Genomic DNA, 26,797 nt, shown 5'->3' on the forward strand with positions numbered 1-26,797 from the left:
GTCTTTGAACAGTTCAAAAATGGTCGCTTTGACCTTTTGCACCGCGTTGCTCTCCACGACCGTGTCATGCCAGCACAGGGAAAGGTCACGGGTAAACAGTCGGTGATCGATCCTGGCCAGTTTGAGCCTGTGTTGCTCAAGTTCAACATGGGCGGCCGCCCACGGCAGGATCGTCACGCCCAGTTTGGCCAGGACGGCCGAGAACAGCAGGTCCGTGGAGTTGGCCTCGAACTCGACCTCACAGTGCAGGCCAGCCTCCTGAAAGGCCGACTCGACCCGGCTGCGAATCGTGTTCGGCGCGCAGGGCAACACCAGCGGCATCTTCGCCAACGCCTCGATCGACACCGGTCCATCCGGTAACGAAAACTCGGGCCACGCCACCAGGTACAGCGTTTCGGTGAACAGCCGCTGCATGGCCATGCCACGGGTGTCGACCGCATCGACATTCACCGCCAGCGCCACCCGCCCCACCGTGATCAGCCGCCCCAGGTCGGCGCTCGGGGCATCGATCAACTCCAGCTTGATGCCCGGATAGCGACTGCGAATCGTGCGCGCGAGTGGAATCGCCAGCATGCGGGCGGTACTCGACGGCATGCCGACCGACACTTTGCCCTGCGGGAATTCGGCGTCCTGACGCAGCAGTTCCTGGGTGCCGTCGGCCTGGCGCAGCAGTTCGATGGCGTGCCGATACAGCGTCTGCCCGGCCGCCGTGGGCACCACGCCATGCACGCTGCGCTCGAGCAGTTGCATGTCCATGTCTCGTTCCAGATTGCGCATCTGCTGGCTGATCGCAGGCTGCGCAATATGCAGCGCTTCGCTGGCGCGGGTGATGTTGCCGCACTCGACCACTTTGATGAAATACCGCAACTGGCGCAGGTCCATGCATCCCTCCAAAGCCATATAACTTTCCGATGGAATCAGAGGAATATCATATTTGAAGCTTATGAGATACGACGCCTAGACTCGTCTCACAACAAACGAAGCGCCAACGGTCGCCACCGGCAAGCAGCGCTTCTATAGGCCTATCAAGGTCAATGGGAGATCTCAATGTCTAGAGTGTTAACAGCATCAGCAACGAGCGTGAAGCCCATCAAGACGCCCCTGACCCGCGAGCAGATTCGCGGCTTCTGGACGGTCTACGTGGGATGGGTTCTGGATGGCGTGGATTCGGTAATCTTCGCCCTGGTTCTGATTCCTGCCCTGACCGAGCTGCTGCCCGCCTCGGGCATTGAGCCCAGCGCCACCAACATCGCCATGTACGGGTCGATCACGTTCGGGTTGTTTCTGATCGGCTGGGGGATGTCGTTCATCTGGGGGCCGCTCGCCGACCGCTTTGGCCGGGTGAAAATGCTCGCCGCCAGCATCCTGGTCTACTCGCTGTTTACCGGCGCGGCGGCATTCTCGGAGAACATCTGGCAGTTGGCGGCATTTCGGCTGATCGCCGGGATCGGCGTCGGCGGCGAGTGGGCACTCGCCGGCACCTATGTCGCCGAGAGCTGGCCGGAAGACCGGCGCAAGATGGGCGCGGGTTATCTGCAAACCGGCTACTACTTTGGCTTCTTCATTGCCGCACTGTTGAACTACACCGTCGGCGCCACCTATGGCTGGCGCGTGATGTTTCTCTGCGGCCTGTTCCCGGCGTTCATTGCGATCTATACCGCGCTAAAAGTGAAAGAGCCGGGCCAGGTGCGCAACGCTGCGCTCAACCTCAAAACCCCCGAGTTGAAACCTGCAACGCGCGCGTCGTGGTGGGAAATCTTTGCCCCGGCCTTTCGGCGCCGCACGTTGACCAGCTCATTGCTGGTCGGGGTCGCCATCGTCGGCTTGTGGGCCGGCTCGGTGTACGAAGCGACGGCTGTCGTCACGCTGGTCACCCAGGCGGGCATTGACCACGTCGGCGCGGTGCACCTCGCCTCCATCGGCGCAGCGGTGCTGTCGCTCAGCACGATTCTGGGTTGCCTGGTGGCGCCCTGGCTGGCCGAACGACTGGGTCGACGGGTCGCGCTGGGCATCTATTTCGCCGGCATGGCGGCATCGATCATCGTCGCATTCGGCTGGGTGTTCTACATGGACGATGGCCTTCATCTGTTCATGGTGTCGCTGGTGTTCCTCGGCTTCTTCGGCGGTAACTTCGCGATTTTCTCGCTCTGGCTGCCCGAGCAGTATCCGACCCGGATCCGCGCCACGGCCTTCGCCTTCAATGCCTCGGTCGGTCGCTTCATCGGCGCCGGCGTCAACTTCCTGCTGGCCGCGGCGATTCACTGGTATGGCTCGCTCGGCGCCCCCATCGCCTGGACGGCTGCGGCCTTCGTGGTCGGCATTCTGATCCTGCCGTTTGCCGTCGAAACCCGTGATCAAACCTTGCCGCAATAACCCGCACCTGAACACTTACTGGAGAACCCTATGCAAGCGTTGCAAGGCGTGAAGATTGTTGATCTGAGTCGCGCACTGTCGGGGCCGTTCTGCACCATGGTGCTGGCGGACCTCGGGGCCGATGTGATCAAGGTCGAGCCCGGCCCGACCGGCGACATGAGCCGCACCTGGGGCCCGTTCGACCGGGGCGTGAGCACTTACTACCTGTCGTGTAACCGCAACAAGCGCGGCCTGTGCATCGACTTCCGCACTCCACAGGGATTGGCCACGATCCAGCGGCTGATCGATGACGCCGACGTCGTCATCGAGAACTTCAAACCCGGCACGCTGGAGAGTATGGGGCTCGGTTATGACGTACTCAGCGCCCGCAACCCGCGACTGATTCTGGGCAGCATCAATGCCTTTGGCGCCGACGGGCCGATGAGCAGCTGGCCGGGCTTCGACCAGATTGCCCAGGGTTATTCGGGGTTGATGAGCCTGACCGGTTTCGTCGATGGCGACCCGACGCGCACCGGCACCGCCATCGGCGATTTGACCTCGGGCATGTGGCTGGTGACGGCGGTGTTGGCGGCCCTGCTGGAGCGCTCGACGACCGGGCAAGGCCAACACGTCAGTACGTCGTTGCTGGCCAGTTTAATCGGGCTGTTGAGTGTGCACGGTCAACGTTATCTCAGCCTGGGTGATGTGCCGCGTCGTACCGGCAATGCGCATTCGGTGATTGCGCCTTATGGCGTGTTCCAGACGCTGGACGGCCCGCTGAATCTGGCGCCGATCACCTCGGCCATGTGGGGGCGTTTGTGCGTGCTGCTCGATTTGCCAGCGTTGCCGGATGACCCGCGATTTGCCACCAACGAAGCGCGAGTCGAACGGCGTGACGAGTTACGGGAGATTCTGGAAAGCCGCTTGAAAACCCGCAGCAAACTCGAATGGACCACGCTGTTCGTCGAGGCAGGATTGCCCGCCGGTCCGATCAACACGCTCGACGAAGTGTTCGACGACCCGCAGGTACTGCACAGCCAACTGACCGAAACACTTACGCACCCGACACTCGGCGCATTGCGCCAGGTAGTGACACCGGTGTTCAGCGCCACCGACGGCGCCGCCAGCCGTCCACCGCCGCTCCTCGGTGAACACACCATTGAAGTCCTGCGCGAAGCCGGTTTCGACGCTGCATCGATCAACGCACTGCTCGCCACCAAAGTCGTGTTCCAGGACACCGACGTTTCGCCCGCACACTCAACAGGAACCACCCAATGAACCCAACCTCCTCTGCCACCGTGACCGTCAACATCGTCGATGAACGCATCGCGCGGGTGGTGTTCAGCAACCCCTCCCACCGCAACGCCCTCAGCGCGCAGTTGCTGGCATCCCTCGATGAAAGCCTCGCCGCCCTCGCCTTACAACGCGTCCCCGTGGTGATTCTTGGTAGCGAAGTGGGCCAGCCGGTGTGGAGCGCCGGTCACGACATACGCGAACTGCAACACGACCGCGACCCGATTGCCTACGGCAAACCCCTCGAACAGGTACTGCGCCGCATCCGCGCCTACCCCGGCGTGGTGATCGCGCTGATTTGCGGCTCGGTCTGGGGCGGAGCAGTCGACCTGGCCATGAGCTGCGACCTGGTGGTTGCCGACCACAGCGCGAGCTTCGCAATGACCCCGGCCAACATCGGCTTGCCCTACACCACCAGCGGGTTGCTGCGGTTCTTCAACAACTTGCCGATTCATGTACTGAAGGAAATGTTCTTCACGGCGCAGAAACTGGATGCCGAACGGGCGGAGCGGTTTGGCGTGATCAATAGACTGGTGAACAGCGACGCGCTGGAAGCGACTGCGCTCGACATGGCCCAAGGCATCGCCGGCAAAGCGCCGCTGGCCATTGCGGCGGTGAAGGAACAATTGCGCATTCTGGAAGACCTGCAACCGATGCCTGTGCAGGCGATGGAGCAGATTGCGGAGTTGCGGCGACAGGCCTGCGAAAGCGCCGATTTCACTGAAGGGCTGGCGGCCTTCACCGAGCGCAGGCCGGCGGTGTTCAGTGGCAACTGATACGCCGCCGTAAAGTCCCGTGATGTAAGCGCTTTCGCCTGCGAGCCGCGTCTATGGGTCCAGATAGACGCGGCCCCGCCCCGTGACGCCAGTAAAAGACTCTGCCTATCACGACCCAATACTCCCCCTATTAGCTGACTTCCCAACTGGGGTCTAACCTTATTCGAGCGTCGGCACCATAAGCCGGCCGGTCAAGAGCTGATAAGGAGATAGGAATGGGTCAGAAACCTGACTAAACCTGCCGTAGGCCACCGTGCAGGCAACTCGATTGCCGCTGTTCAGAATTCCCCTGTGATCAAAACAATCAGTTGATCAAACTGCTGGCCCTGCAGCCTGTGTCATTGGTTTCGCCCGTTGCTGTTTAACGCCCACGTTGGGCCGGATAGCCGGATGAATACGACCAAAGGTAGCTCACACATGGCAAACGAATCGAAATGCCCGTTCATTAGCGCCGCTGGCGGTGGCACGACAAACCGCGACTGGTGGCCGAACCAACTGAATCTGAAAATCCTCCATCAGCACTCGTCCCTGTCCGACCCCATGGACAAGGACTTCAACTACGCAGAAGCCTTCAAAAGCCTGGACTTTGAAGCGGTCAAAAGAGACCTCACTGCGTTGATGACTGACTCCCAGGACTGGTGGCCGGCGGACTTCGGTCACTACGGGCCACTCTTCATTCGCATGGCCTGGCACGCCGCCGGTACGTACCGCACCGGTGACGGTCGTGGTGGCGCCGGTTCCGGCCAGCAACGCTTCGCGCCGCTCAACAGTTGGCCGGACAACGTCAGCCTCGATAAGGCACGTCGGCTGCTCTGGCCGATCAAGCAAAAATATGGCAACAAAATTTCCTGGGCTGATCTGATCGTCCTCACCGGCAACGTCGCCCTGGAGTCCATGGGCTTCAAGACCTTCGGCTTTTCCGGCGGTCGTCCGGACGTTTGGGAACCGGATGAGGACGTCTATTGGGGCTCGGAAAACAAGTGGCTGGGCGGCGACACCCGCTACGGCAAAAAAGACGAGCCCATGCAAGAACCCGGCGAAGGCCCACTTGTAGCTGAGCCAGGGGAAAACGAGGCAAGCCGCACTGAACAGGGGCGCAACCTGGAGAACCCGCTCGCCGCCGTGCAAATGGGCCTGATCTACGTCAACCCGGAAGGCCCGGAAGGCAACCCGGATCCGGTCGCTGCGGGCAAGGACATCCGCGAAACGTTCGGTCGCATGGCGATGAATGACGAAGAAACCGTGGCACTGATCGCTGGCGGCCACGCCTTCGGCAAGACCCACGGCGCCGGACCTGCCGACAATGTCGGCGCCGAGCCCGAAGCCGCGGGCCTGGAAATGCAGGGCCTGGGCTGGAAAAGCTCTTTCGGCACTGGCAAAGGGGGCGACACAATCACCAGCGGCCTGGAAGTGACTTGGACGACCACGCCCACAAAATGGAGCAACAACTACCTGGAGAACCTGTTCGGCTTCGAGTGGGAACTGAGCAAAAGTCCGGCCGGTGCGAACCAGTGGATACCGAAAAATAACGCCGGCGCCGGCATCATTCCAGATGCTCACGACCCGTCCAAGCGTCGCAATCCGACCATGCTGACCACCGACCTGTCGCTGCGATTCGACCCGATCTATGAGCCGATTTCGCGGCGTTTCCTGGCCAATCCAGACCAGTTGGCCGACGCGTTCGCCCGCGCCTGGTTCAAGCTGATCCACCGCGACATGGGTCCCCTCTCCCGCTACCTCGGCCCGGAAATGCCGAGCGAAGAGCTGCTGTGGCAAGACCCGATTCCAGCGGTCGACCATGCCTTGGTCAACGACAGTGACGTCGCCGCGCTCAAGAGCAAACTCCTGGCCTCGGGCCTGACCGTCTCGCAGCTTGTATCAACGGCTTGGGCGGCGGCGTCGACTTTCCGCGGCTCCGACAAACGCGGTGGCGCCAACGGTGGGCGCTTGCGTCTGGCCCCGCAAAAGTTCTGGCAGGCCAACCAGCCTGAGCAACTGGCGAATGTGCTGGCGAAACTCGAGGGTATCCAAAGCGAGTTCAACAACAGCGGCAAGAAAATCTCGCTGGCAGACCTGATCGTGCTGGCCGGTAATGCCGGCGTCGAACAGGCGGCGAAAAATGCCGGTCAAACCGTGACGGTGCCTTTCTCACCTGGGCGGATGGATGCCACCCAAGAGCAGACGGACGTGGAGTCTTTCGGCTTCCTCGAACCCATCGCCGATGGCTTCCGCAACTACCTCAAAGGCAAATACAGCGTCCCGGCCGAGCATCTGTTGATCGACAAGGCGCAACTGCTGACACTCACCGCGCCAGAAATGACCGCGCTCATTGGCGGCATGCGTGTGTTGAACACCAACGTCGGACAAACCAGGCACGGTGTATTCACCCAGCAGCCGGAAGCGTTGACCAACGACTTCTTCAAAAACCTGCTGGACATGGGCGTGGAATGGAAACCGGTGTCGGAGGCTAATGAGGAGTTCGAAGGGCGCGATCGCAAAACCGGTGAATTGAAATGGACCGGCACCCGCGTCGATCTCGTCTTCGGCTCGAATGCGCAGTTGCGAGCGTTGGCTGAAGTCTATGCAACCGCTGATGCGCAGGAAAAGTTCGTGAAAGACTTCGTCGCCGCCTGGGCCAAAGTGATGGACCTGGATCGCTTCGACCTCAGGTAACACGAGCGGTATCGCTGAAACTGCAACGCCTCCCACTGTGGAGGCGTTGTTGGTTCAGGCGCGGCGCTGGCGGGAGAATGTCTGATCGCAGAAAGGACTAAGTGGGAGAGATCGTGGCCAGGGCGCCAATCAAAATGGTCAACACCAGAAATCCACCCAGGAAAATCGCCATCTTGCCCATTGGGCCTCCTACATTATGAGTTTGCGGTGCAGCAGTCGCCGCGACTGCGGAGCGTGCCGTTATTGTGAGCCGGCGGCTGTATGCATTACAGATGCAGATGGCGATGGAAAATACGGATCAGAACGCCGAATCGGCGCTAGATCGCCTTTAAACGTCAATTGCGCCAGGATCTATTTATGCCGCTGAGCTTTCATAAAATGCACGCCAATGGCGATGACTTCGTCATTGTCGACTCGCGAAACGCGACCAATCCAATGACAAGTACCCTGGCTCGGCGAATGGGTGATCGGCACCGAGGAGTCGGCTTCAATCAACTCGCGGTGGTGCTCGATTGCGAAGGTGCAGATGCGCGTTTGATGTTTTGGAACGCAGATGGCTCCACATTGGAAGTTTGCGGCAGCGCCACGCGGGGCGCCGCAGATATGCTGATGCGTCAATCGAACACCACTTCGATAGCGCTCCGAACCAACCGTGGTCTACTCACTTGCGAACGAACTTCAACCGGCGCAATTTCCGTCAACATGGGGGAGCCACTTTTCGGCTGGTCGGATATTCCGCTGTCTCTGGAACTGGATACAACTGTTTTGCCACTTGCTGGTGACCCAACAGCTTGCAGCATGGGAAATCCGCACTGCACTTATTTCGTGGATGATCTAACAGCCATTGATATAGCGACCATCGGCCCGACAATTGAAACAAATCCCCTATTCCCCCTCAGGACGAACGTGCATTTCGTCCAGATCATCAACCGAAAACACATTCGGTTGCGCATTTGGGAACGCTGGGGTGGCATTCCGCTCGGTTCAGGTTCCTGCTCTTGCGGTGCCGCAGTTAATGGAATTCGTTGTGGCTTGTTAGACCACTCCGTTGAGGTTGAATGTGATGGCGGAACTGTGACGGTTCAATGGGATGGCGTGGGACCTGTGTTTCTTATTGGACCGGTAGAGGCCGCTTTTTCGGGGACAATCACGGATAACCTATTACACGTTTTATAGTGACTCAAGTTTTTGCAACAGCCAGGCCAGGTCGTAAAAAACACTGCTCAGTCACCCTTTTGCCCCATTGATCCCCCTCTTGTTCCTGTTCCAACTTAAAACCAAAGCCTTCATACAGTTTACGAGCGGCATCAAGACCTTTGAATGTCCAAAGCCGCGTCGCGCAAAAACCCTGTTCGTCACAGAAATTTATTGCTTCAACCAACAAGCGTTTGCCTGCTCCCTTACCTCGCGCTGAGTCATCAAGAATGAAACAGCGGAGAATCGCTTCGCCGCCCTCTCCTTCGCCGTCTATCGCGATGGAACCTACAATTCGCTGGCCGTCCAACGCCACCCACACCTCGTTGCGTGGATTGTCCAAACGCCCCATCAACTCCGCCATGTCTGATGCAACCAGACTTTCAAACGGCTGACCGAAGTCCGAATGTCTTGCGTAGTAGTCAGCATGCATTTCGACAATACGGCCGATGATTCCGGGACGGTAGCCTCGAGCAATGTCCAATTGCGCGGGAGGCAATTGCTCTGAACCAAGTCGATGGGCTTGCAGCGCGACCGCATAGTGGGCGATGCCCTCACTCACTGCCTGCTGTTGCTCATTCGTTAAGTGAGTCAAGGCAGCGCTCACCTGTTCTTTCGCGAATGAATCAATGGCTCGCAGGGTTTTCTTGCCTTTCGCCGTGAGTCGCAGTTTCTTGGAACGTGCGTCATCCTCGTGTGGAGCCTCTTCTATCTCGCCGGCCTCAATCAGCTTGCGCACCATACGGCTCACGGTGGACTTTTCCAGGCCGAGGAGCTCCACAAGCTCCACTGCCGTCATCGAACTCCGCTCCCCAATCTCCACAATCGTGTGGACGGACGAGGGTGGATAGTCCGTCGCAGCCAGCGTGGCTTGCATGAACCCCAACTCTCGCACCATGAGACGCGATACCGAACGGACTTGGTTAATCAGGTTTGATTGGGAATGAATCACGAGAAGCACCTCGAACGAAACGTCTTATTAGTTGTATAGCACAACCAAATAATCGTCAATTGAGGCTGGCTTCTGACCCAGTGCAACCGAGACACTGAGAATTCCAAACGCCCACAAAAAAGCCCACTGACCGTCACCGGTTCAGTGGGCTTTTGATCAGGCTTCTAGTTACAGAGCCATATCAGTCGCAGCATTAGCCTTCGGCGCCTTGGCCTTCTCAGCTGGAGCCGGAGCCGCCACCTGACCAATCACCGGCGGCGGAGTCCGACTTTTTCTGCTTAACCGCTACGCGGCAAGCTCGACGTAGCTCGACTCCCCACCTCCGGTCGCGCCCGACAACCAACCCCATACGAAGGTCAGCGTGGTACGTCCTGCGTGATCAATGCCTACCGTGCCACGAGACCAGCCGGAAAGAATCTCACCATCCGTGGTCAAGCACTGATAAAGAAGCTCAATGGTATCGGGGCCTGTCACGCGCCCGACTTGATTACCCCTGCGGATATGACCACCCTGGTAAGTACCCCAAATAGCACCTTCCTCGACATGGTAGTGAAATACTGTGCGTGCATCAGATAGCCCGTAGGCGTTGTCTGCTACCGAAAATCGGCGATTGTTCAAACGCTCGCTGATTTGAGAAAAGGGGATTTCCATAAATGTCGCGTCCTTTAGTCGAGATGATCCATTCCACCTTGGATGATCTTAAGCCATTTTGTCACGACGGATGAGGCACTGCTTTGGCCATCTCTGGAGATGCGAGCTCACGACGATATAAAGCAAGATGGGTTCACCGCACGCTTAAGCACGACGAGGAGTAAATCCGCCCTATTCAGGTCTGCTTCGCAGCCCAACGGGGGCAAGCCCCCTCGCCACAAAAAACTCGTCAGTCTTAGCATTTCGTGATCTGCAAGATCGAATTGCGGACACAAAAAAGCCCACTGACCGTCACCGGTTCAGTGGGCTTTTGGCTCTCCGAATACCTACAGGACTGAGACAGATCATGAGCATTTTTAGTCGTATCAAAGCCCTCATAAAGCAGGAACCGAAAGAACAAATCGTCGGATATTCCATACCAGAACTGAAGTCGATCTTTACTAAGTCTTTATTAAACATTGATCCTCCCCTACCCGACTATCCGCAAAACACGTCTTTGGAGGACATAGGCATTCCAGCCTACTACTCTCCATTTTTAATCGGCAACGAAGATACTCATAAGCTCTTGACGCTCGTCGAAGACAACTTCACGTATGCGACTGAAAAAACGTTTAACGAACTACCCGTAAAGCAGTATGTAAACACTCAAAAAACTGAGCACTTGGTGTTTTTCATATCTACAAGAGAATTCAACTCTGTGACTGTACGACTGGTCACCAATAGTGTTGATTTCTTGGCCATCATTGCTCGCGAGAAATTCTCCGTGCCTCCTCCATGGGTTGTTTTCGAGGGGTATAACCCTTCTTGGTGGGGAGGCGATATGCAAGGCGCTCAGGGCTACTATAACGACAGCTACTTCTCGCCGTTTTTCACAAATTTAAGCGCCGCAGAAAGGGAAATTTATTACGCAAGATACAGCGCGACGAATGAATGGATAAAAAGCTTGGAATTGATGTACGACGTTGAGTGATCGTTTACCTTTCTGGGGCTGCTTCGCAGCCCAACGGGGGCATGCCCCCTCGCCACAAAAAACTCGTCAGCCTAAGCAATTCGTAATCTGCAAGATCGAATTCCAGACACAAAAAAGCCCACTGACCGTCACCGGTTCAGTGGGCTTTTGATCAGGCTTCTAGTTACAGAGCCATATCAGTCGCAGCATTAGCCTTCGGCGCCTTGGCCGGAGTAGCCGGAGCAGCAGCCGGAGCCGCCATCTGACCAATCGCCGGCGGCGGAGTCAGCTGCAACACCTTGGCGGTGTAAGCCCACTCCTCAGCCACTTTCTCAGGGTTGCCATTCAACTGAGTGCCATAGCTCGGCACGATCTGGTGCAGCTTTTCCTGCCAGGCAGGCGATGCAACCTTGTCCTTGAACACCTTCTGCAGCACGGTCAGCATGATCGGTGCAGCCGTCGAAGCGCCCGGCGAAGCACCCAGCAGACCCGCGATGGTGCCGTCTTGCGAGGCAACAATCTCGGTACCCAGCTTCAGTACGCCGCCAGCGGCTTCATCACGCTTGATGATTTGCACGCGTTGGCCAGCTTGCCACAGGCGCCAGTCTTCGGCTTTGGCATTCGGGAAGTATTCTTTGAGGGCGTTGAGGCGGTCTTCGTCAGACAGCATCAGTTGGCCTGCAAGGTACTCGACCAGCGGGTATTCCTTGATGCCGACTTTGGTCATTGGCCACACGTTGTGCGTGGTGGTGGTGGTCAGCAGGTCCAGGTACGAGCCTTCTTTGAGGAACTTGGTGCTGAAGGTCGCGAATGGGCCAAACAGGATGACGCGCTTGCCGTCCAGGACGCGGGTGTCCAGGTGCGGAACCGACATTGGCGGTGCGCCAACGGAGGCTTTGCCGTAGGCCTTGGCCAGGTGTTGTTCGGCGATGGTCGGGTTTTCGGTCACCAGGAACGAGCCGCCGACCGGGAAGCCTGCGTATTCCTGGGCTTCAGGAATGCCGGACTTCTGCAGCAGGTGCAGTGCACCGCCGCCCGCGCCGATGAACACGAACTTGGCGTCGGTTTCGGTTTTGCTGCCGTCTTTCAGGTTTTTGTAGCTGACGCGCCAGCTGCCGTCTTCGTTCTTGGTGATGTCTTGCACTTCGCTAGACAGTTTCAAGTCAAATTTCGGCGTGGTTTGCAGGTGCGCAACGAACTGGCGGGTGATCTCGCCAAAGTTCATGTCGGTACCGATCGGGCTCCAGGTGGCTGCGACTTTCTGGTTCGGGTCACGCCCTTCCATCATCAGCGGAACCCACTTCTTGATCACAGCCGGGTCTTCGGAGTACTGCATGCCAGCGAACAGCGGGCTCGCTTGCAGGGCTTCGTAGCGCTTCTTCAGGAACTTGATGTTGTCATCGCCCCACACAAAGCTCATGTGCGGCGTGGAGTTGATGAACGAACGCGGGTTCTTCAGCACGCCTTGCTGAACCTGCCAGGCCCAGAACTGACGGGAGATCTGAAAGGCTTCGTTGATTTCAACGGCTTTCGTGATCTGGACGTTGCCTTTATCGTCTTCCGGGGTGTAGTTCAATTCGGCCAGGGCAGAGTGACCGGTACCGGCGTTGTTCCAGCCATTGGAGCTTTCCAGGGCGACGCCGTCGAGACGCTCGATCATTTCCATCGAAGTGCCAGGTTCCAGCTCATTGAGCCAAACACCGAGGGTCGCGCTCATGATGCCGCCGCCAATGAGCAGCACATCGACTTTCTTTGCCTCTTCCGCGTGAACGGACGTGATCCCCATCGACAAAGCCAGCCCCAGCAGGGCCGTGTTCATTTTCTTAAACATCTGTAGCACCTTTGATAAAACGTCATCCGCCCTTCCATCCCCATGCTTGATGCCCCTGGTTCACGGCATGCAGGCAGCATGCTGCGGGTTGCGCACGCATAAGGATTGGAGGGTGGGCACACAAGGCCGACGTGTCTCCATCGACCTCAGTTTATATGTCCCTACTGAACTGACTTTTTATCGTTATTGGCTTCAGCTACTTGAGCGACAGTGATTCTGTTGGCGCGTCTCAAGGACGCACAAACTGAATAGGTCAAAGCAAGTTGGCGCGCAGAATATCACGACACGGCAAACCCGCGCGTCTGTTCCCGACTTGATGGTCCGTCTCGACCACTATACTCATCGTGCTTTTCTCGATGAGCCGGTGAGGAGATGTCATGAGCGACAAAGTTGATCTGCGCAAATATTCCTCCCAAGTGGTCGACGGCGTGGAACGCGCGCCCGGACGATCCATGCTGCGTGCCGTAGGTTTCACCGACGAAGACTTCAAGAAACCGCAGATCGGTATCGCCTCCACCTGGGCGATGGTCACGCCCTGCAACATGCACATCGACAAGCTGGCGATTGAAGCCGAAAAAGGCGCGAATGCCGCTGGCGCCAAGGGCGTTATTTTCAACACCATCACCATTTCCGATGGCATCGCCAACGGCACCGAAGGTATGAAGTATTCGCTGGTGTCGCGGGAAGTGATCGCCGATTCCATTGAAGTCGTGGCCGGCTGCGAAGGCTTTGACGGTCTGGTGACCGTGGGCGGTTGTGACAAGAACATGCCGGGCTGCCTGATCGGTATGGCGCGGCTGAATCGCCCGTCCATCTTCGTGTATGGCGGCACCATCCGGCCGGGCGCAGGCCACACCGATATCATCTCCGTGTTCGAGGCCGTGGGTCAGCACGCGCGGGGGGATATCAGCGAGATTCAGGTCAAGCACATCGAGGAAGTGGCGATTCCGGGCCCCGGCTCCTGCGGCGGCATGTACACGGCCAACACCATGGCTTCCGCCATTGAAGCGTTGGGCATGAGCCTGCCTGGTTCCAGCTCTCAGGACGCCGTCGGCAGCGACAAGGCGTCGGACAGTTTCCGCGCCGGTCAGCAAGTCATGGAGCTGCTCAAGCAAGACATCAAACCGCGCGACATCATGACCCGCAAGGCCTTTGAAAATGCCATTCGGGTGGTGATCGCCCTCGCCGGCTCGACCAATGCCGTGCTGCATCTTCTGGCCATGGCGCATGCCGTGGATGTCGAGCTGACGCTGGATGATTTCGTCGAGTTGGGCAAGGTATCCCCGGTGGTGGCCGACCTGCGCCCCAGCGGCCGATACATGATGAGCGAACTGGTGGCCATCGGCGGCATCCAGCCGCTGATGAAGCGTATGCTCGCCGCCGGCATGCTGCATGGCGATGCGCTGACGGTCACCGGCAAAACCCTGGCCGAAAACCTGGAAAACGTGCCCGATTACCCCGAAGGTCAGGACGTGATCCTGCCCTTCGACCAACCGATCAAAAAAGACTCCCATTTAGTGGTGCTGCGAGGCAACCTTTCGCCCACCGGCGCCGTGGCCAAGATTACCGGCAAGGAAGGTTTGCGCTTTGAAGGCACGGCTCGTGTGTATCACGGCGAGGAAGGCGCGTTGGCCGGCATCCTCAACGGCGAAGTCAAGGCCGGCGATGTGATCGTGATCCGCTACGAAGGCCCCAAGGGTGGGCCCGGCATGCGCGAAATGCTCTCGCCGACGTCGGCGGTCATGGGCAAGGGGCTGGGCAAAGACGTTGCGCTCATCACCGACGGCCGCTTCTCCGGCGGTTCACACGGGTTTGTGGTGGGCCATATCACGCCCGAAGCCTTTGACGGCGGGCCGATAGCGCTGATTGAAGACGGCGACAAGATCACCATCGACGCCGAAACACGGCAGATCACGGTCGATGTCTCCGACGCCGAACTGGCCGAGCGCAAAACCCGCTGGGTGCGCCCGGAATCCAAGTACAAACGCGGGGTGTTGGCCAAGTACGCGAAGACCGTGTCCAGCGCCTCGGAAGGCGCGGTGACGGACAAGTATCTGTAATCGACGTTGTCAGGACTGACGCCTTAAAGTCTGAACCGATCCACCGACTGCGAGAGCTTGCCTGCCAGGGTGGACAGCTCATCGGTGGTCGAGGCGGTCCGGCCGATGACCTTGCTGTTGCCTTCGGACATACCGGCAATCATTTCGACCTGATGGGCGATTTCGTTGCTGGCCAGACTCTGCTCACCGATGGTGCGGGTGATGTCATTGACCAGTTGCGTGGTGTTCAGCGTGGCGTCGAGAATTTCGCGGATGGCGCGTTCGACGTCGGCGGTCACAGCCATGCCTTTGTCGACCTGCGCCACGCCCGCCTCCATGCTGGTCACCGCCTCGCGGGTGCTTTGCTGGATGCGTGAGACCATCGTGGCAATTTCCTGGGTGGAGGCGCTGGTGCGTCCCGCCAGGCTGCGCACTTCATCGGCCACCACGGCAAATCCACGGCCTTGCTCACCGGCACGAGCGGCTTCGATCGCGGCGTTGAGCGCCAGCAGGTTGGTTTGATCGGCGATGCCCTTGATCACCTGGATGATGCTGAAAATCCCTTCGGACTCCTTGTCCAGCGTGCGGATCACTTGGGCCGATTGCTGCGCCGAACGCGCAATGCCGTCCATGTCGTTGACCACCTGATGGATCACGCGACCGCCATCCTTGGCCAGTGCCTCGGCCTGATTGGCCATGTTCAGTGCGCGCTCGGCATGCCGGGTGATTTCCTCGATGCTCGCGGTCATTTCGCTGGCGGCAGCCGCCATGGTGCTGGCCGCTACGCTTTGTTGCTGGCTGCTGCCGGCGACTTCGTGGCAGCCGCTGCTCAATTGTTCGCTCATGCCGCTCACGCCGTGGGCGTTGCTGCGCACGGCTTCGATCATGCCGCGCAGGTCGCGCTGCATGGTCGCAAGGCTGCGAATCAGGGCGCTGGCTTCGTCGTTGTGGGTAGGCTCGACAATCGGTTCGCTCAGGTTGCCATGGGCGATGCTGTCAGCGATGCGGCTAGCAGTCTGCAACGGCGCCATGATGCTCAGCATCACCGAGCGCCCCTGGGCCAGCAGCAATAACAGGCTGGCGATCAGGACACCGCCGAGGGTGAAATTGGCATTGCTGATGACGTTCTGAGTGTCGGCACGGGTCTGTTGGGTGTTGGTCTCAATCAGTTCGCTGAGGGCGGCCAACTGACTTTCCAGCTGGCTGAATACGCTACTGAAACTGCCCAGTTGTTGCTGCGCGGCTTCCGGATTTTCCAGCGCCACCCCAACAATGCCTTCGGCTGCGCTGATGTAGGTATCGAGGCTGGGCTTGATCTTGTTCAGGGCCCCCTTGATGGTGTCGTTGACCGGCTGCTTAAGGTTTTCACCAAGCATTTCACGAAAATGCGCCGCATGTTCCTCGATGGAACTGCGCACCTCGGCTTTGCTGCTGGTGCTTTTGCCCAACCCGACCAACATCGCGGACAGCACGTCGGCGCGTAACGCGTCGTGCATCATGTCGGCTTCGAGGTGATTGCGCAGCACGGTCATACTGACCTCGTTGTCATTCACCGCAGCAGCCATCTGGGTATTTCCCAGGTAACTGACCAGGCTCATGATCAACGCGGTAATCAGCCCAGTCCCAATCAGCAGAATCAAACGTAATTTTATGGACACTTTGTGGATCCTCTCTGAGCACGTTTGTCAGTTGCGTTGAAGCCAACCGCGGATTGGTTTACTAAAGAGGTTATCGACCGGCACGAGTGGTTAATGAAGCGAAAGTCCATACGCGCATGTCTTTACGACATGCGGTATGTTTTTTCGGTTTTGAGGGCGCCTGAATCAGGCAGCGGAGAAGAAGTAGCGCGTCAGGTGAAAGAAGATCGGCGCGGCGAAGCAAATCGAGTCCATCCGGTCAAGCATGCCGCCGTGACCTTTGATCATGGTGCCCCAGTCCTTGGCGCTCAGACTGCGTTTGATCGCCGACATGACCAGACCACCGAGGAAGCCCATCACCACGATGACGAACGACATCAGCAGTGACTGCCAGAAGCTGAAGGGGGTCATCCAGAACATGCAGCCGCCAATCAGCGTTGCGGACAGGCCACCACCGACCAGACCTTCGACCGTTTTTGACGGACTCACCAGCGGCGCAACTTTGTGCTTGCCCAAGAGTTTGCCGAACACGTACTGCAACACGTCACTCAACTGAACGACGAACACCAGATAGAACAGCAGCAGCGCGTTTTGGCCGGCGAATCCTTCCAGATCCAACAGCAACAGCGCGGGCGCATGGCTGATGCAATAAATGCAGATCATCACGCCCCACTGAATCTTTGCCGTCCTTTCCAGGAAGCCGTCAGTGTCCTGGCTCAGCACCGCAATCGCCGGTAGCAGCAGGAATGAATACACCGGAATCAGCAGCGTAAACATCGAATACCAGTGCGTACCGATCAGAATGTATTGCAGCGGGATCAGGATGAAAAACGCCGAAAACAGGGCGTTATGGTCACCCCGCCTGGTCGGAGTCAGGGTGATGAACTCCCTGAGCGCGAACAGTGAGATGAATCCGAACAGGACGACCGTTGCATTGCCGCCCAGCAGGTAGGACACGAAGAAGATGATGACCATCCCCCACCAGGCATTCACGCGCTGATTGAGGTTTTCGATGGTCGAGACAGCGCCTTCCGTTTTGGCCCGCCGGGCCAGCAATCGACCGGCCAGCGAAGCAATCGCCAGCAAGCAGGCCAATCCGAAAAAGAACCACAAAAACTTTGCTTCAAGACTCATTTCGACAACCCCACAATGGCGTTACGCGCGCGTTCCAGAAACACCTGTTTATCCTCGCCAGCAATCCTTTCCATCGGATTGCCGATACGGATCGTGCAGATGATCGGCAGAGGGACGTGTTTGCCTTTGGGCATGGAGCGATGAAGGTTTTCCAGGTAGATCGGCACCAGGTCGACATCGGGGAAGGTCTCGGCCAGCCGGTAAAGACCTGATTTGAATTCCCCGGGCAGTGCCTCGGATGAGCGCGTGCCTTCCGGAAAGAAGATGATCGAATGACCCGCCTGCACCACATCGAAAATGGGCTCCAGCGCGTTTTTACCGGGCGCCGGTTTACGGTCGATCAGCACAGCATTCAGGCCTTTCTGGGAGATGTACGAGAGAAATCGGTTCTTCCCCCAGTAATCGGCAGCGGCGATCGGCTTCACATTCAACCTCGCCTCAGGCGGCAGGGCCGCAATGATGGCCAAGGTGTCCATGTGACTGGTGTGGTTGGCGAAATAGATTCGCTGACGCGTGAGATCCGGCGGGCTCTCCCATCTGGCCGTGACGCCAATCAGCAGTCGAAGAACAGAAATCAGCGCATTACTGATCCACATGGTCGGTCCCCTTCAACTGCTTGGCGATCGCCAGCGTTCGCGTGACGCAGGTGGCGACTGAACCAAGGGCGATGACAACCAGCGCGATCAACAGTACGTAGTGAGTGCCATAAAACTTTGCTTCGATGGCATTCAGCAGCAGTCCTGCGGTCATCACGGCCATTCGATGCTGCTTGGCCATAGGACCGATGAAGGTCTGCTTGAGGCCAATCGAGCCGCCGAACACCCTGACATAAGCAGTCAGTGCCGCCGCCAGGGCAGCAAACCATCCGAGGTCGGATTGGCCAATGGCATACCCGAGCCCGACGATCAGCAGGCTGTCGGCAATCCGGTCGGGGAATTCGTTGTAGAGACTGCCGATGTCGGACTTCTTGCCGCCCTCTATTGCCACCATTCCATCGAAGAGGTTGCACAGCAGGCGCAACTGAATGCCGATCGCGCAGCAGATCGATCCAATGACACCGCTATCAATATTGAGCGCCACGACGCCGGCAAGCGCGAAGGCGATGCTGGCGACGGATATCTGATTGGGGGAAATGTCTCTTTTCACCAAAATGTCGGTGATGTGTTTTGCCCAGCCCGCAGAGCGCGTCTTGATGGGCCTTCTGTTGTCATCCACTGGCCAATATCCCTATAAGTGATGAGTTACTACGTGTTGCATTGTAATGGCGAGTCGCGCTTCCTACCCAGGAATATGAGTCCTCAACGCAAGTTCGTTTTTTTCTCGGCTGCATGCTAGGTTGTACGATGACCGATAAGTGATGTTTTTCACTCTCGCTCCTACAACCCACAACAACAAGGAAACACCGATGAAAAAAGTGAAACTGCTGATTGGATTCTTGTGCCTTTTCAGTGGCTACGTAGCCGCCGCCCCCGCTTCCGCGGACAAGGATGTTGCGCAAGCCGTCGATCATCTGACGCAAGCCATGCTGCACAAGAACATTGCCGAACTGAAAGCACTGACCGCCGAGAACCTGACCTACGGGCATTCCAGCGGGAAGATCCAGGACAAGAAAGCATTCATCGACGATATCGAAACCGGCAAAAGCGCGTTCAAAACCCTGGAGATGCAGAACCAGACCATCACCATCTCGGGAGACGTAGCGTTGGTCCGCCATCACTTCTCGGCTCAAGCACTCAAAGGCACCGAAGTGGTTCCGACCGAAATCGAGAACTTCCAGATCTGGCAAAAACAGAAAGGCCACTGGTTGCTGGTCGGTCGACAAGCGTTCAAGTTCTGATTTTTGCGTAACGAAGGGGACACCCGTTAGCCAGGCTGCGGTGTCCCTACTCTCCCCTTTTACCTACCGTTGATCTGCGAGTTTGGCTTGGGCCCAATAAAAACATATTCGTATGCTTAAATTGATATTGTCGAACAATCCCATCACCAGAGGGTGCCGTCATGAATATCAAAGTCCTGGCTTTAATGCTGTTGGCGTTCTGTGCTCAACCGGCCTGGAGTCAGAATCCCCCCGCCGCTCCAGCCTCCGCCGACAGCGCCGCGCTGACCACGCGCCTGGCCTTGCGCGACCTGTGGGTCGAGCATATTTTCTGGATCAGAAACTACGCAATCGCCAATCAGGCGGCGGACAAACAGCAAGCCAAAGTCGCCGCTGACCAGGTCGTCGACAACGCGACCAAAATCGCCAACAGCATCGCTCCGCTCTACGGCCAGCCCGCTGCCGATCAATTGCTCAAGCTGCTTGCCGGTCACTGGGGCGCGGTGAAACACTACAGCGACGCCACGGTCGCCAAAGACACGAAAGGCAAGCAGGCAGCCGTCACGGATTTGACCAGCAATGCCAAGGCGATTGCGGCGTTTCTGGCCAAAGCCAACCCCAACCTGCCTGAAAACACACTGGTTGCCATGTTGTCGGCTCACGGCGGCCATCACGTCGCCCAGGTCGATGAACTCGCCGCGCACGATTACGCAGGCGAAGCACGCACCTGGCAGATGATGCGCACCCATATCGTGTCGCTGGCTGATGCGCTGACGGCCGCACTGGTCAAGCAGTTCCCGGACAAGTTCTGATACCGCGCGAGGGCAAACCATGCTGGAAGGACTGGGCCGTACACAGCAGGACCTGCTCAATGCGCTGCTGCACCACGCGGGCGGCATGAGCATTGACGAGTTGGCTGACCATCTTTCGGTGACACGCACCGCGGTTCGCCAGCATCTGGCGGCGCTGGAGCGTGACGCCTTGGTGCTGCGCGGCGAAACCCGGCCAACGGGCCGGCGTCCAGAGCAGCTGTATCGGCTCACCGACCATGCGCGGGAGCAGTTCCCTCGCCAATATCAGATGCTGGCCAGTGTGCTGATTGAAGAAGTGGCCGACATCATCGGCCCCGATGCCCTGGCTTCGCTGATGCGCAGCATGGGCCGCAAATTGGCCCTGGACCGCGAACCTCAGGTGGTTGACGAAGCCAGGATCGTGCAGCACATGAACCAGGCAGGATACGAAGCAGAGGTGTTTTTTCGCTCGTCCGACGACAAGGAAATCGTCGCGCATAACTGCGTCTTCCACCGCCTGGCCGCGGCCCACCCGGTGGTCTGCGAACTGGACCTGGCGTTGATCGGAGCGTTAGGCGGTGGTGAAGTCGATCACACGGAGTGCATGGTGCGCGGCGGATATGTCTGTCGGTTCAAACTGCGACCAACCGTAGAAAAGGCCAGCGAGCCTGATAACTCCGGGCCTTCTGATCGAACAGATCGGGCTGATGATTCACCGGATTGATCCGCAAAAGCCCTTCTTCGACATCGCTCAAACCGTAAGGCGCGTACACCTCGCCGGTCACCACATCCAGACCGATGCACGTCCCCGCAATCAGATACCGATCAATGCCATCCTTTGCCGACTGAAGCTTGGGATAAGCCCTGCCAAATCGCTGACCGTACCAAAGGTGAACCCGTGCCTGGTTCTTGATTTCGATGTTCACGTCCAGGTCGTAAAAGAGCTTCCGGGCGGCAACGATGACTTCATTCTCGGCCTCCCACGACACGTCTTCATCAAAGTAGAAAACGTCGTAATCCTTGATGCCCCAAGCGGCGGGAAGCCCGGCTTGATGATTCCAGACCGCCTGAAAAAGACAGCCCGCCGTCAACATGCATTGGTCCAGGCCAATAGAAGGCAAGCGCCGGGCAATCTCGGCATTTGCCGGATTGGCCATCGCGATCTCAATCAACGTTTCAGCGGTTAACGTCATGTTCTCTCCATGGGTTGCCTCAAATCCTGGGGGCTGACGATACATTAAAACCGCCTGAAAGACCGGGCACCTGGGTTTCACTCCACTCGGCAGACCGCTACAGTGGCGCGACCGAGACTTGAGAAACGATGAACATGGATGCACTTCACCAAGGAAGTTGCCTGTGCGGCGCAGTGAAATATCGGGTGGCCGCCGAGCTGAAAGCGCTTACCCATTGCCATTGCAGCCAATGTCGCAAGGGCCACGGGGCAGCGTTCGCGACGTATGCAAGCACCCTGAGGTCGGCGATTAAGATCATTGCGGGGGTCGAGACGCTGAAAACCTATCACTCGTCCGAAGGTGTCGCCCGACAGTTCTGTGGCGATTGCGGCTCTTCGCTGTTCTGGTCTGATTCCAAAGGCGAGTATTCGGATTGGATGTCCGTGGCGATAGGCACGCTGGACACGCCGTTCCTGAGTGAAAAACAGAAACACGTGTGTGTTGCATCGAAAGCGCCGTGGTACGCAATCGAGGATCGGTGGCCGCGGACGGAGTGAGCGCTTTCGGCCAAGAAGCGAAAGCACATGAGGTACATTGATACCGGACGCTAAATTCACTGATGGGAGGGACCGTATATGACGACGCGAACTGAAACTGCGATCCTGGCCGGCGGTTGCTTCTGGGGCATGCAGGATCTGCTGAGACGCTATCCCGGCGTGCTCTCCACGCGGGTAGGCTACTCGGGCGGCGATGTACCCAACGCGACTTACCGCAACCATGGCACCCACGCGGAAGCGATCGAGATCGTGTTCGATCCGGACCAGATCAGCTATCGCCAGATCCTCGAGTTTTTCTTTCAGATCCACGACCCGACGACGAAAAATCGTCAGGGCAACGATGTGGGTATGAGCTACCGCTCGGCACTCTTCTATCTCAACGATGAACAGAAGCAGGTGGCCGAGGATACGGTGGCCGACGCTGATGCATCCGGCTTGTGGCCCGACAAGGTCGTCACTGAAATCGTGCCCGCTGGCCCGTTCTGGGAAGCAGAACCGGAACATCAGGACTACCTCGAACACTATCCCAACGGTTACACCTGCCATTTCATTCGGCCAGACTGGAAGCTGCCTAAACGAGGGTGATGGTGCGGCGAAAAGCGGTCCCGCCGACGACTGTTGGCGAGACCGCTTCACGCCGAATACCCATGCTCCCCCGTCGGGAAAGCGCCCACCTTCACCGCCGCCACATATGCCTCCAGCGCAGACTGGATGCTGTCTTGCCCGATCATGAAATTGCGTACGAATTTGGGCGTACGACCGGTCAGGGACAGCCCCAGCATGTCGTGAAGGACCAACACCTGGCCATCGGTTCCCAGCCCGGCGCCAATGCCGATCACCGGGATGCGCACGGCCTGGCTGATCTGCTCGGCCAGCGGGCTGGGCAGGCATTCCACCAGCAACATCGCAGCGCCGGCCTCTTCCAGGCCCAGAGCAGCCTCAACCAACTGACGGGCCCGAACCGGGTCGCGCCCCTGAACCTTGAACCCTCCCAGAATGTTGACGGATTGCGGGGTCAATCCCAGGTGCACGCACACCGGAACACCGTTCTCGGTCAGTCGGCGAACGGTGTCCGCCAGCCAGATATCCCCTTCGAGCTTGACCATGTGGGCGCCCGCCTTCATCAGGCAGCCGGCGCTCTGCAATGCCTGCTCAAGGGTGGCGTAACTCATGAACGGCATGTCGCCAACGATGAAGGCACCGGCATTGCCGCGTTTGACGCAGGCGGTGTGGTAAGCCACATCTTTTACCTCCACCGGCAGCGTGCTGTCATGACCGTGCAACACCATTCCAAGGGTATCGCCGACCAGCAACATCTCCACGCCAGCACTACTGGAGGCGTGGGCGAAAGTGGCGTCGTAGCAGGTCAGCATGACGATTTTCTCTCCGCGCTGTTTGAGTCCTTGCAGAGTGGTCAGGGTGATATCGGGCATGACGAATATTCTCGTGCTGTGGCTGGAAGGATCAATCGGGCACGGCTCTGCTGCGAAATCCGGGTGAGCCCGAATCTCGGCGGTGCAACGCATTGGGTCAGTGGTCGAACGCTTTGGCAGGGCTACACCAGCGCGAAGGCGAAATACCGAAAGCCTTCTTGAAGTGCCTGGACATGTGGCTTTGATCGAAAAAACCCGCATCGATCGCCGCATCCGACAGTGCCAGCCCCGCTTGGGTGAGCGCTTTCACCCGGTCCAGGCGCCGCAGCGTGAGATAGCGGTGCGGACTGGTGCCGAAGAACATACGAAAGTCATTCGACAGGCTCCAGCGATCCCGCCCGGCGCAATCGGCCAGGTCGTCGAGGGTGATCGGCCGATCAAGGTTGTCGTCAATGTATTCGCGGGCTCGCGCCGCAGCGGCGAAGTGGTGGGCTGTCCGGCCGGGAGGCTGGCCCGCGAGCTCTGCCAGAGTCGTCACGAAGGTATAGAGGGCGTCGTCTTCCGCCAGCGAATCCAGTTCGTCACCCAGCGTATCGAAGAGCGCATCGGCCGCAGCGGCCAGGCGCGGATCCCGGGTGACGGCCGCCTTGAAAAACGGCAGCGGCTTGCCCTTCACAATCTGCTGAACCAGGGATGGCGGTACGTACACGCCGCGATAACGCAAACCCGCCTCGGAGCCTGCGCAACCATCATGGGATTCGTCGGGATGCACGATCATGGTTTCACCGGGCAGGCACAGTTTCGATTCACCCCGGTAATTGAAACGGTGCACGCCGGCGACGGTTCGGCCGATGGCGTACGTGTCGTGCCGATGAGGGTCGAAGGCGTGCGCGCAGAAGAACGCTTCGAACCGTTCAAGCTTCGAAGCCTCGGGAGCATGTCTGACCCAATCTCTTTGCGAAGGGTGATCTGGCATGGTGGCCCACCGGTGCGATTGCAGATGTGTACCTTCGAAACCATAACACGAGGGATCGACACGTCGCTCAAGCCGGTTCATGTCGCCTGAACGTGCAGGTAGAACGCGTGGAACATGAAGAAAGCACAGACCACGAGCGCCAGCCCCATCAGACGATTGAACACCGTGAAATAAGACTCACGGGTAATACGTCGGCCGAGGATGGCGCCCAGCAGCGAATAAACTCCGGGCGCCCCACCGCCGGCGATTGCCAGCAGCGCAGAGACGATAGCGATGGAGGAACCGGTGATGTGCGCCGCCGGCAACATGACACTGGTGATCGGCAACACCACCATGATGCCTTTGGGGTTCAGCACCTGAATCAAAAATCCGTTCCAGAACGTCAGAGTCTTTTGCGCTGCAACAGGGGGCTCGCTTGCCCCCGGCACCACCGTCGTTGCGGTATAGACCTGGTAGGCGAGATAGAGCGTATAGAGACCGCCGACCAGTGAAATGTAAGGTAGCGCCCTCTGGGAAATAATCGCTTCACCGGTATAGCCAAAGAGGATGAACAGCATCAACAAGGCGCAGCCCACGCCGACGAAGAAACCCAGGGAGCGCCGAAACCTTCCCGTCAGCCCGGCGTTCAGCGCCATGAAATTGACCGGCCCCGGGCTGTACATCACGCTGAAGGCGTAGAGAAAAATGTCCATGACTTGCCTGCAATTAACCAAGAAACGCGGTACGAATCGTTGGAGTCTACGCAGGCAAACTGTCGCTTGGCTTGTACGTTTGTGGGTCGCGAATTAGCAGGTTGACGCGTGACAATAACCCACTTATTGATTAAGCACGCTCATCGGTGTTTCCGGTTGAGAGCACCTCATCAATAAAAGGATTATTCAGTGATCAGCTTCAGACAGCGCGCCGCCAAAGGGCTGCAAGCAGGCGACAGCTTCACGGTATCCCGCCGCTTCAGTGAGCAAGACATTCAACGCTTCGCCAACATTTCCCGCGACTACAACCCCGTGCATTTCGATGCGCGTTTCGCCGAGGCCCGCGGCTTCAGGACGCCGGTTTCCCATGGTCTGCTGACGGCCAGCCTGGTCACCGAAATCGGTGGGCAGATCGGCTGGCTGGCGTCAGGCATGACGTTTCACTTCAAGAAACCCGTGTATGCCGGCGACACCATCACCTGCCATTGGGTGATCACCAACATCGATGAAAAGGACCGGGTCACGGCGACTATCACAATGACCAACGAGGACGACATCGTCGTGCTGGAAGCACAAACCAGCGGCGTCGTGCCGGGCGTGAAGGAGCGAGAAATCCTGACGCAGATGCTGCATGAAGGTGATCCCACAAACGGTGTCACGGCCCCTCGCGAATAACGGCTTCACGTGTATCGACGAAGGTGACCGGGGATTTGTATCGCTCTGTATGTTCGCGGGCGATCTTACACAGCGATACACAATCGCCGGATCAGGACACATACGCAGTACATGAAGGTGAAAAAGTGGGTGGCGTCGCACACCTGGTGTTCTTCGATGAACACAGGCTAATGAGCCCAACACCCCAGCAGGAGCCACCTCATGATCAATGAAATCGATACCGTGCTTTACACCGGCAAGACCCACACGACCGGAGGCCGTAACGGCGAGTCGCGAAGCGACGATGGACGTTTGGACATCAAGCTTTCCGCGCCTGGCTCGTCAGGAAGTGGCACCAATCCCGAACAGCTGTTGGCGGCAGGTTGGTCGGCCTGTTTCATCGGTGCAATGGGTAAGGCGGCTGTCGCATTGAAGGTGACCCTGCCGAGCGATGTTGCCGTCGATGCCGAAGTGGACCTGGGCAAGACCGAAGATGCCTTTTTCCTCCAGGCGCGCCTCAATGTCAGCCTTCCGGGTCTGGATCCTTCAGTCGCACGGGCGGTGGTGGATGGTGCCCACCAGCGGTGCCCGTACTCGAAGGCGACCCGTGGCAACATCGACGTCACGATTAATCTGGTTTGATCGAAACACCTCGTGCGGCGCTGTTCACTTAGGGGTGGGGTACATATCCGTTTCTGCGGTGATGGCGGCTGGCGGTTTCGCTTTTACAGCGAGTCACTTGGAAAAGCGCCAAGTAACCAAACGCTTTTGCCCCTGACGTACGGTGCCTCGCCTAGGCTCGGCATGCCCTCGCTCCGGTCCTGCTCCGTGGGCCCGCCGCCATCGGCCATCCATGGCCGGGGGCGGCTACCGCGGCATCCTTGCCGCGGTGCCCACTGCGCAGAACCTCCACTCGGCCTTCCGACGGGGCAGATCAAGATCAAAAGCCAAAGCAAAGCAAGATCAACAGCCCGGTGTTGTACCTGTGGGAGCGAGCCTGCTCGCGAAAAACGTCCGGACACCGCGTTCATTCAGACAGCCCGCGTTATCGTTCACGTCTTTCGCGAGCAGGCTCGCTCCCACAGGGGGAATGCATACGCATGAAGAGACAGGCCGGCCGGTAGGCCGCCTCGCTTTGCTTTTGCGGTGCACGCCGCCTCGGGAGGCTTCGTTCCGGTTCTGCGCAGTGGGCAACCCGGCATGGATGCCGGGTTAGCCGCCCCCGGCCATGGATGGCCGATGGCGGCGGGCCCACGGAGCAGGACCGGAGCGAGGGCATGCCGAG

The 26,797-nt window shown here is 58.5% G+C and carries 26 protein-coding genes and 1 pseudogene; 14 read left to right on the top strand and 13 right to left on the bottom strand.

Annotation, left to right across the window (positions count from 1 at the left end):
* On the bottom strand, nucleotides 1–882 hold an 882-nt coding region (locus tag KGB03_RS26270; protein WP_223529914.1), incomplete at its 3' end, for a LysR substrate-binding domain-containing protein.
* 198 nt (nucleotides 883–1,080) lie between these two features.
* Here KGB03_RS26270 and KGB03_RS26275 point away from each other — a divergent pair.
* The 5 genes from KGB03_RS26275 to dapF all read left to right on the top strand — a co-directional run bounded on the left by KGB03_RS26275 (nucleotide 1,081) and on the right by dapF (nucleotide 8,270).
* Nucleotides 1,081–2,373 carry an MFS transporter gene (locus KGB03_RS26275; protein WP_223529916.1) on the top strand — a complete coding sequence of 431 codons (1,293 nt, stop codon included), beginning with the start codon at nucleotides 1,081–1,083 and terminating at the stop codon, nucleotides 2,371–2,373.
* Between the two features lie 30 nt (nucleotides 2,374–2,403).
* Nucleotides 2,404–3,630, top strand: coding sequence for a CaiB/BaiF CoA transferase family protein (locus KGB03_RS26280; protein WP_223529918.1), 1,227 nt, complete (start codon nucleotides 2,404–2,406; stop codon nucleotides 3,628–3,630).
* A complete protein-coding gene (gene scpB, locus KGB03_RS26285; RefSeq protein WP_223529920.1) occupies nucleotides 3,627–4,421 on the top strand; it encodes a methylmalonyl-CoA decarboxylase in 795 nt (264 codons plus the stop codon). Before KGB03_RS26280 ends, scpB begins: the two co-directional genes overlap by 4 nt.
* A gap of 417 nt (nucleotides 4,422–4,838) precedes the next feature.
* Nucleotides 4,839–7,094, top strand: a complete 2,256-nt coding sequence (gene katG / locus KGB03_RS26290; protein ID WP_223529926.1) for a catalase/peroxidase HPI — start codon at nucleotides 4,839–4,841, stop codon at nucleotides 7,092–7,094.
* A gap of 357 nt (nucleotides 7,095–7,451) precedes the next feature.
* Nucleotides 7,452–8,270, top strand: coding sequence for a diaminopimelate epimerase (gene dapF / locus KGB03_RS26295; RefSeq protein ID WP_223529934.1), 819 nt, complete (start codon nucleotides 7,452–7,454; stop codon nucleotides 8,268–8,270).
* Nucleotides 8,271–8,274: 4 nt separating this feature from the next.
* Here the strand turns inward: dapF and KGB03_RS26300 are convergent, their stop codons facing one another.
* Together KGB03_RS26300 and KGB03_RS26305 are read right to left on the bottom strand one after the other, a co-directional pair.
* Nucleotides 8,275–9,186 carry a bifunctional helix-turn-helix transcriptional regulator/GNAT family N-acetyltransferase gene (locus tag KGB03_RS26300; RefSeq protein WP_223529959.1) on the bottom strand — a complete coding sequence of 304 codons (912 nt, stop codon included), beginning with the start codon at nucleotides 9,184–9,186 and terminating at the stop codon, nucleotides 8,275–8,277.
* A gap of 339 nt (nucleotides 9,187–9,525) precedes the next feature.
* Nucleotides 9,526–9,891 (bottom strand): hypothetical protein, encoded by a 366-nt coding sequence (locus KGB03_RS26305; protein ID WP_111448688.1) that lies wholly within the window; start codon nucleotides 9,889–9,891, stop codon nucleotides 9,526–9,528.
* A 346-nt stretch (nucleotides 9,892–10,237) separates the two neighbouring features.
* On the opposite strand from KGB03_RS26305, the gene KGB03_RS26310 reads away from it, so the two are divergent.
* Nucleotides 10,238–10,861: a hypothetical protein gene (locus tag KGB03_RS26310; RefSeq protein ID WP_223529936.1), complete on the top strand. Its 624-nt coding sequence runs from the start codon at nucleotides 10,238–10,240 to the stop codon at nucleotides 10,859–10,861.
* Nucleotides 10,862–11,024: 163 nt separating this feature from the next.
* Here the strand turns inward: KGB03_RS26310 and mqo are convergent, their stop codons facing one another.
* The gene (mqo, locus tag KGB03_RS26315) at nucleotides 11,025–12,671 is read right to left on the bottom strand and encodes a malate dehydrogenase (quinone) (protein WP_223529938.1); all 1,647 of its coding nucleotides are present in this window, start codon (nucleotides 12,669–12,671) and stop codon (nucleotides 11,025–11,027) included.
* A gap of 377 nt (nucleotides 12,672–13,048) precedes the next feature.
* On the opposite strand from mqo, the gene ilvD reads away from it, so the two are divergent.
* Entirely contained in the window at nucleotides 13,049–14,731 is a 1,683-nt protein-coding gene (gene ilvD, locus KGB03_RS26320) for a dihydroxy-acid dehydratase (protein WP_223529940.1), read from the top strand.
* A 23-nt stretch (nucleotides 14,732–14,754) separates the two neighbouring features.
* Here ilvD and KGB03_RS31440 read toward each other — a convergent pair whose 3' ends face one another.
* From KGB03_RS31440 to KGB03_RS26340, 5 genes and pseudogenes are all read right to left on the bottom strand, one after another.
* Nucleotides 14,755–15,618 (bottom strand): methyl-accepting chemotaxis protein, encoded by an 864-nt coding sequence (locus tag KGB03_RS31440; protein ID WP_371922120.1) that lies wholly within the window; start codon nucleotides 15,616–15,618, stop codon nucleotides 14,755–14,757.
* Nucleotides 15,613–16,368 (bottom strand): annotated as a pseudogene (locus tag KGB03_RS31445) (MCP four helix bundle domain-containing protein); the annotation flags it as partial. The pseudogene KGB03_RS31445 and the gene KGB03_RS31440, both read right to left, overlap by 6 nt.
* Nucleotides 16,369–16,533: 165 nt before the next feature.
* Nucleotides 16,534–17,481, bottom strand: a complete 948-nt coding sequence (locus KGB03_RS26330) for a phosphatidate cytidylyltransferase (RefSeq protein ID WP_111448693.1) — start codon at nucleotides 17,479–17,481, stop codon at nucleotides 16,534–16,536.
* Nucleotides 17,478–18,077 (bottom strand): lysophospholipid acyltransferase family protein, encoded by a 600-nt coding sequence (locus tag KGB03_RS26335; RefSeq protein ID WP_008156442.1) that lies wholly within the window; start codon nucleotides 18,075–18,077, stop codon nucleotides 17,478–17,480. The genes KGB03_RS26330 and KGB03_RS26335 overlap by 4 nt, the downstream gene beginning before the upstream one ends.
* On the bottom strand, nucleotides 18,064–18,696 hold the full coding sequence (locus KGB03_RS26340) for a CDP-alcohol phosphatidyltransferase family protein (protein ID WP_192409690.1): 633 nt from the start codon (nucleotides 18,694–18,696) through the stop codon (nucleotides 18,064–18,066). The genes KGB03_RS26335 and KGB03_RS26340 overlap by 14 nt, the downstream gene beginning before the upstream one ends.
* A gap of 190 nt (nucleotides 18,697–18,886) precedes the next feature.
* Here KGB03_RS26340 and KGB03_RS26345 point away from each other — a divergent pair, with 190 nt between their 5' ends.
* From KGB03_RS26345 to KGB03_RS26355, 3 genes are all read left to right on the top strand, one after another.
* Nucleotides 18,887–19,318 carry a nuclear transport factor 2 family protein gene (locus KGB03_RS26345; protein ID WP_111448695.1) on the top strand — a complete coding sequence of 144 codons (432 nt, stop codon included), beginning with the start codon at nucleotides 18,887–18,889 and terminating at the stop codon, nucleotides 19,316–19,318.
* A gap of 161 nt (nucleotides 19,319–19,479) precedes the next feature.
* Nucleotides 19,480–20,109: a hypothetical protein gene (locus KGB03_RS26350; RefSeq protein ID WP_033056644.1), complete on the top strand. Its 630-nt coding sequence runs from the start codon at nucleotides 19,480–19,482 to the stop codon at nucleotides 20,107–20,109.
* A 19-nt stretch (nucleotides 20,110–20,128) separates the two neighbouring features.
* Nucleotides 20,129–20,812 carry a helix-turn-helix transcriptional regulator gene (locus KGB03_RS26355; protein ID WP_223529944.1) on the top strand — a complete coding sequence of 228 codons (684 nt, stop codon included), beginning with the start codon at nucleotides 20,129–20,131 and terminating at the stop codon, nucleotides 20,810–20,812.
* Here KGB03_RS26355 and KGB03_RS26360 read toward each other — a convergent pair.
* Nucleotides 20,721–21,281, bottom strand: a complete 561-nt coding sequence (locus tag KGB03_RS26360) for a nucleotidyltransferase family protein (RefSeq protein WP_192409692.1) — start codon at nucleotides 21,279–21,281, stop codon at nucleotides 20,721–20,723. The genes KGB03_RS26355 and KGB03_RS26360 overlap by 92 nt on opposite strands.
* 134 nt (nucleotides 21,282–21,415) lie before the next feature.
* Here KGB03_RS26360 and KGB03_RS26365 point away from each other — a divergent pair, with 134 nt between their 5' ends.
* Both KGB03_RS26365 and msrA read left to right on the top strand, forming a co-directional pair.
* Complete coding sequence (locus KGB03_RS26365) at nucleotides 21,416–21,817, top strand: GFA family protein (RefSeq protein ID WP_223529961.1); 402 nt, start codon at nucleotides 21,416–21,418, stop codon at nucleotides 21,815–21,817.
* A 78-nt stretch (nucleotides 21,818–21,895) separates the two neighbouring features.
* A complete protein-coding gene (gene msrA / locus KGB03_RS26370; protein WP_111448697.1) occupies nucleotides 21,896–22,402 on the top strand; it encodes a peptide-methionine (S)-S-oxide reductase MsrA in 507 nt (168 codons plus the stop codon).
* 47 nt (nucleotides 22,403–22,449) lie between these two features.
* Here the strand turns inward: msrA and panB are convergent, their stop codons facing one another.
* The 3 genes from panB to KGB03_RS26385 all read right to left on the bottom strand — a co-directional run bounded on the left by panB (nucleotide 22,450) and on the right by KGB03_RS26385 (nucleotide 24,858).
* A complete protein-coding gene (panB, locus tag KGB03_RS26375) occupies nucleotides 22,450–23,250 on the bottom strand; it encodes a 3-methyl-2-oxobutanoate hydroxymethyltransferase (RefSeq protein WP_223529947.1) in 801 nt (266 codons plus the stop codon).
* Nucleotides 23,251–23,347: 97 nt separating this feature from the next.
* On the bottom strand, nucleotides 23,348–24,166 hold the full coding sequence (locus KGB03_RS26380; protein WP_192409695.1) for an AraC family transcriptional regulator: 819 nt from the start codon (nucleotides 24,164–24,166) through the stop codon (nucleotides 23,348–23,350).
* Between the two features lie 77 nt (nucleotides 24,167–24,243).
* Nucleotides 24,244–24,858 carry a LysE family translocator gene (locus tag KGB03_RS26385; RefSeq protein ID WP_192409696.1) on the bottom strand — a complete coding sequence of 205 codons (615 nt, stop codon included), beginning with the start codon at nucleotides 24,856–24,858 and terminating at the stop codon, nucleotides 24,244–24,246.
* 189 nt (nucleotides 24,859–25,047) lie between these two features.
* Between KGB03_RS26385 and KGB03_RS26390 the strand changes: the two genes are divergently transcribed.
* The gene (locus KGB03_RS26390; RefSeq protein WP_223529949.1) at nucleotides 25,048–25,533 is read left to right on the top strand and encodes a MaoC family dehydratase; all 486 of its coding nucleotides are present in this window, start codon (nucleotides 25,048–25,050) and stop codon (nucleotides 25,531–25,533) included.
* Between the two features lie 201 nt (nucleotides 25,534–25,734).
* Nucleotides 25,735–26,154 (top strand): organic hydroperoxide resistance protein, encoded by a 420-nt coding sequence (locus KGB03_RS26395; RefSeq protein ID WP_223529951.1) that lies wholly within the window; start codon nucleotides 25,735–25,737, stop codon nucleotides 26,152–26,154.
* Nucleotides 26,155–26,797 lie beyond the last annotated feature (643 nt).

It is taken from the genome of Pseudomonas sp. BF-B-26, assembly GCF_019956495.1.
Classification (GTDB): domain Bacteria; phylum Pseudomonadota; class Gammaproteobacteria; order Pseudomonadales; family Pseudomonadaceae; genus Aquipseudomonas.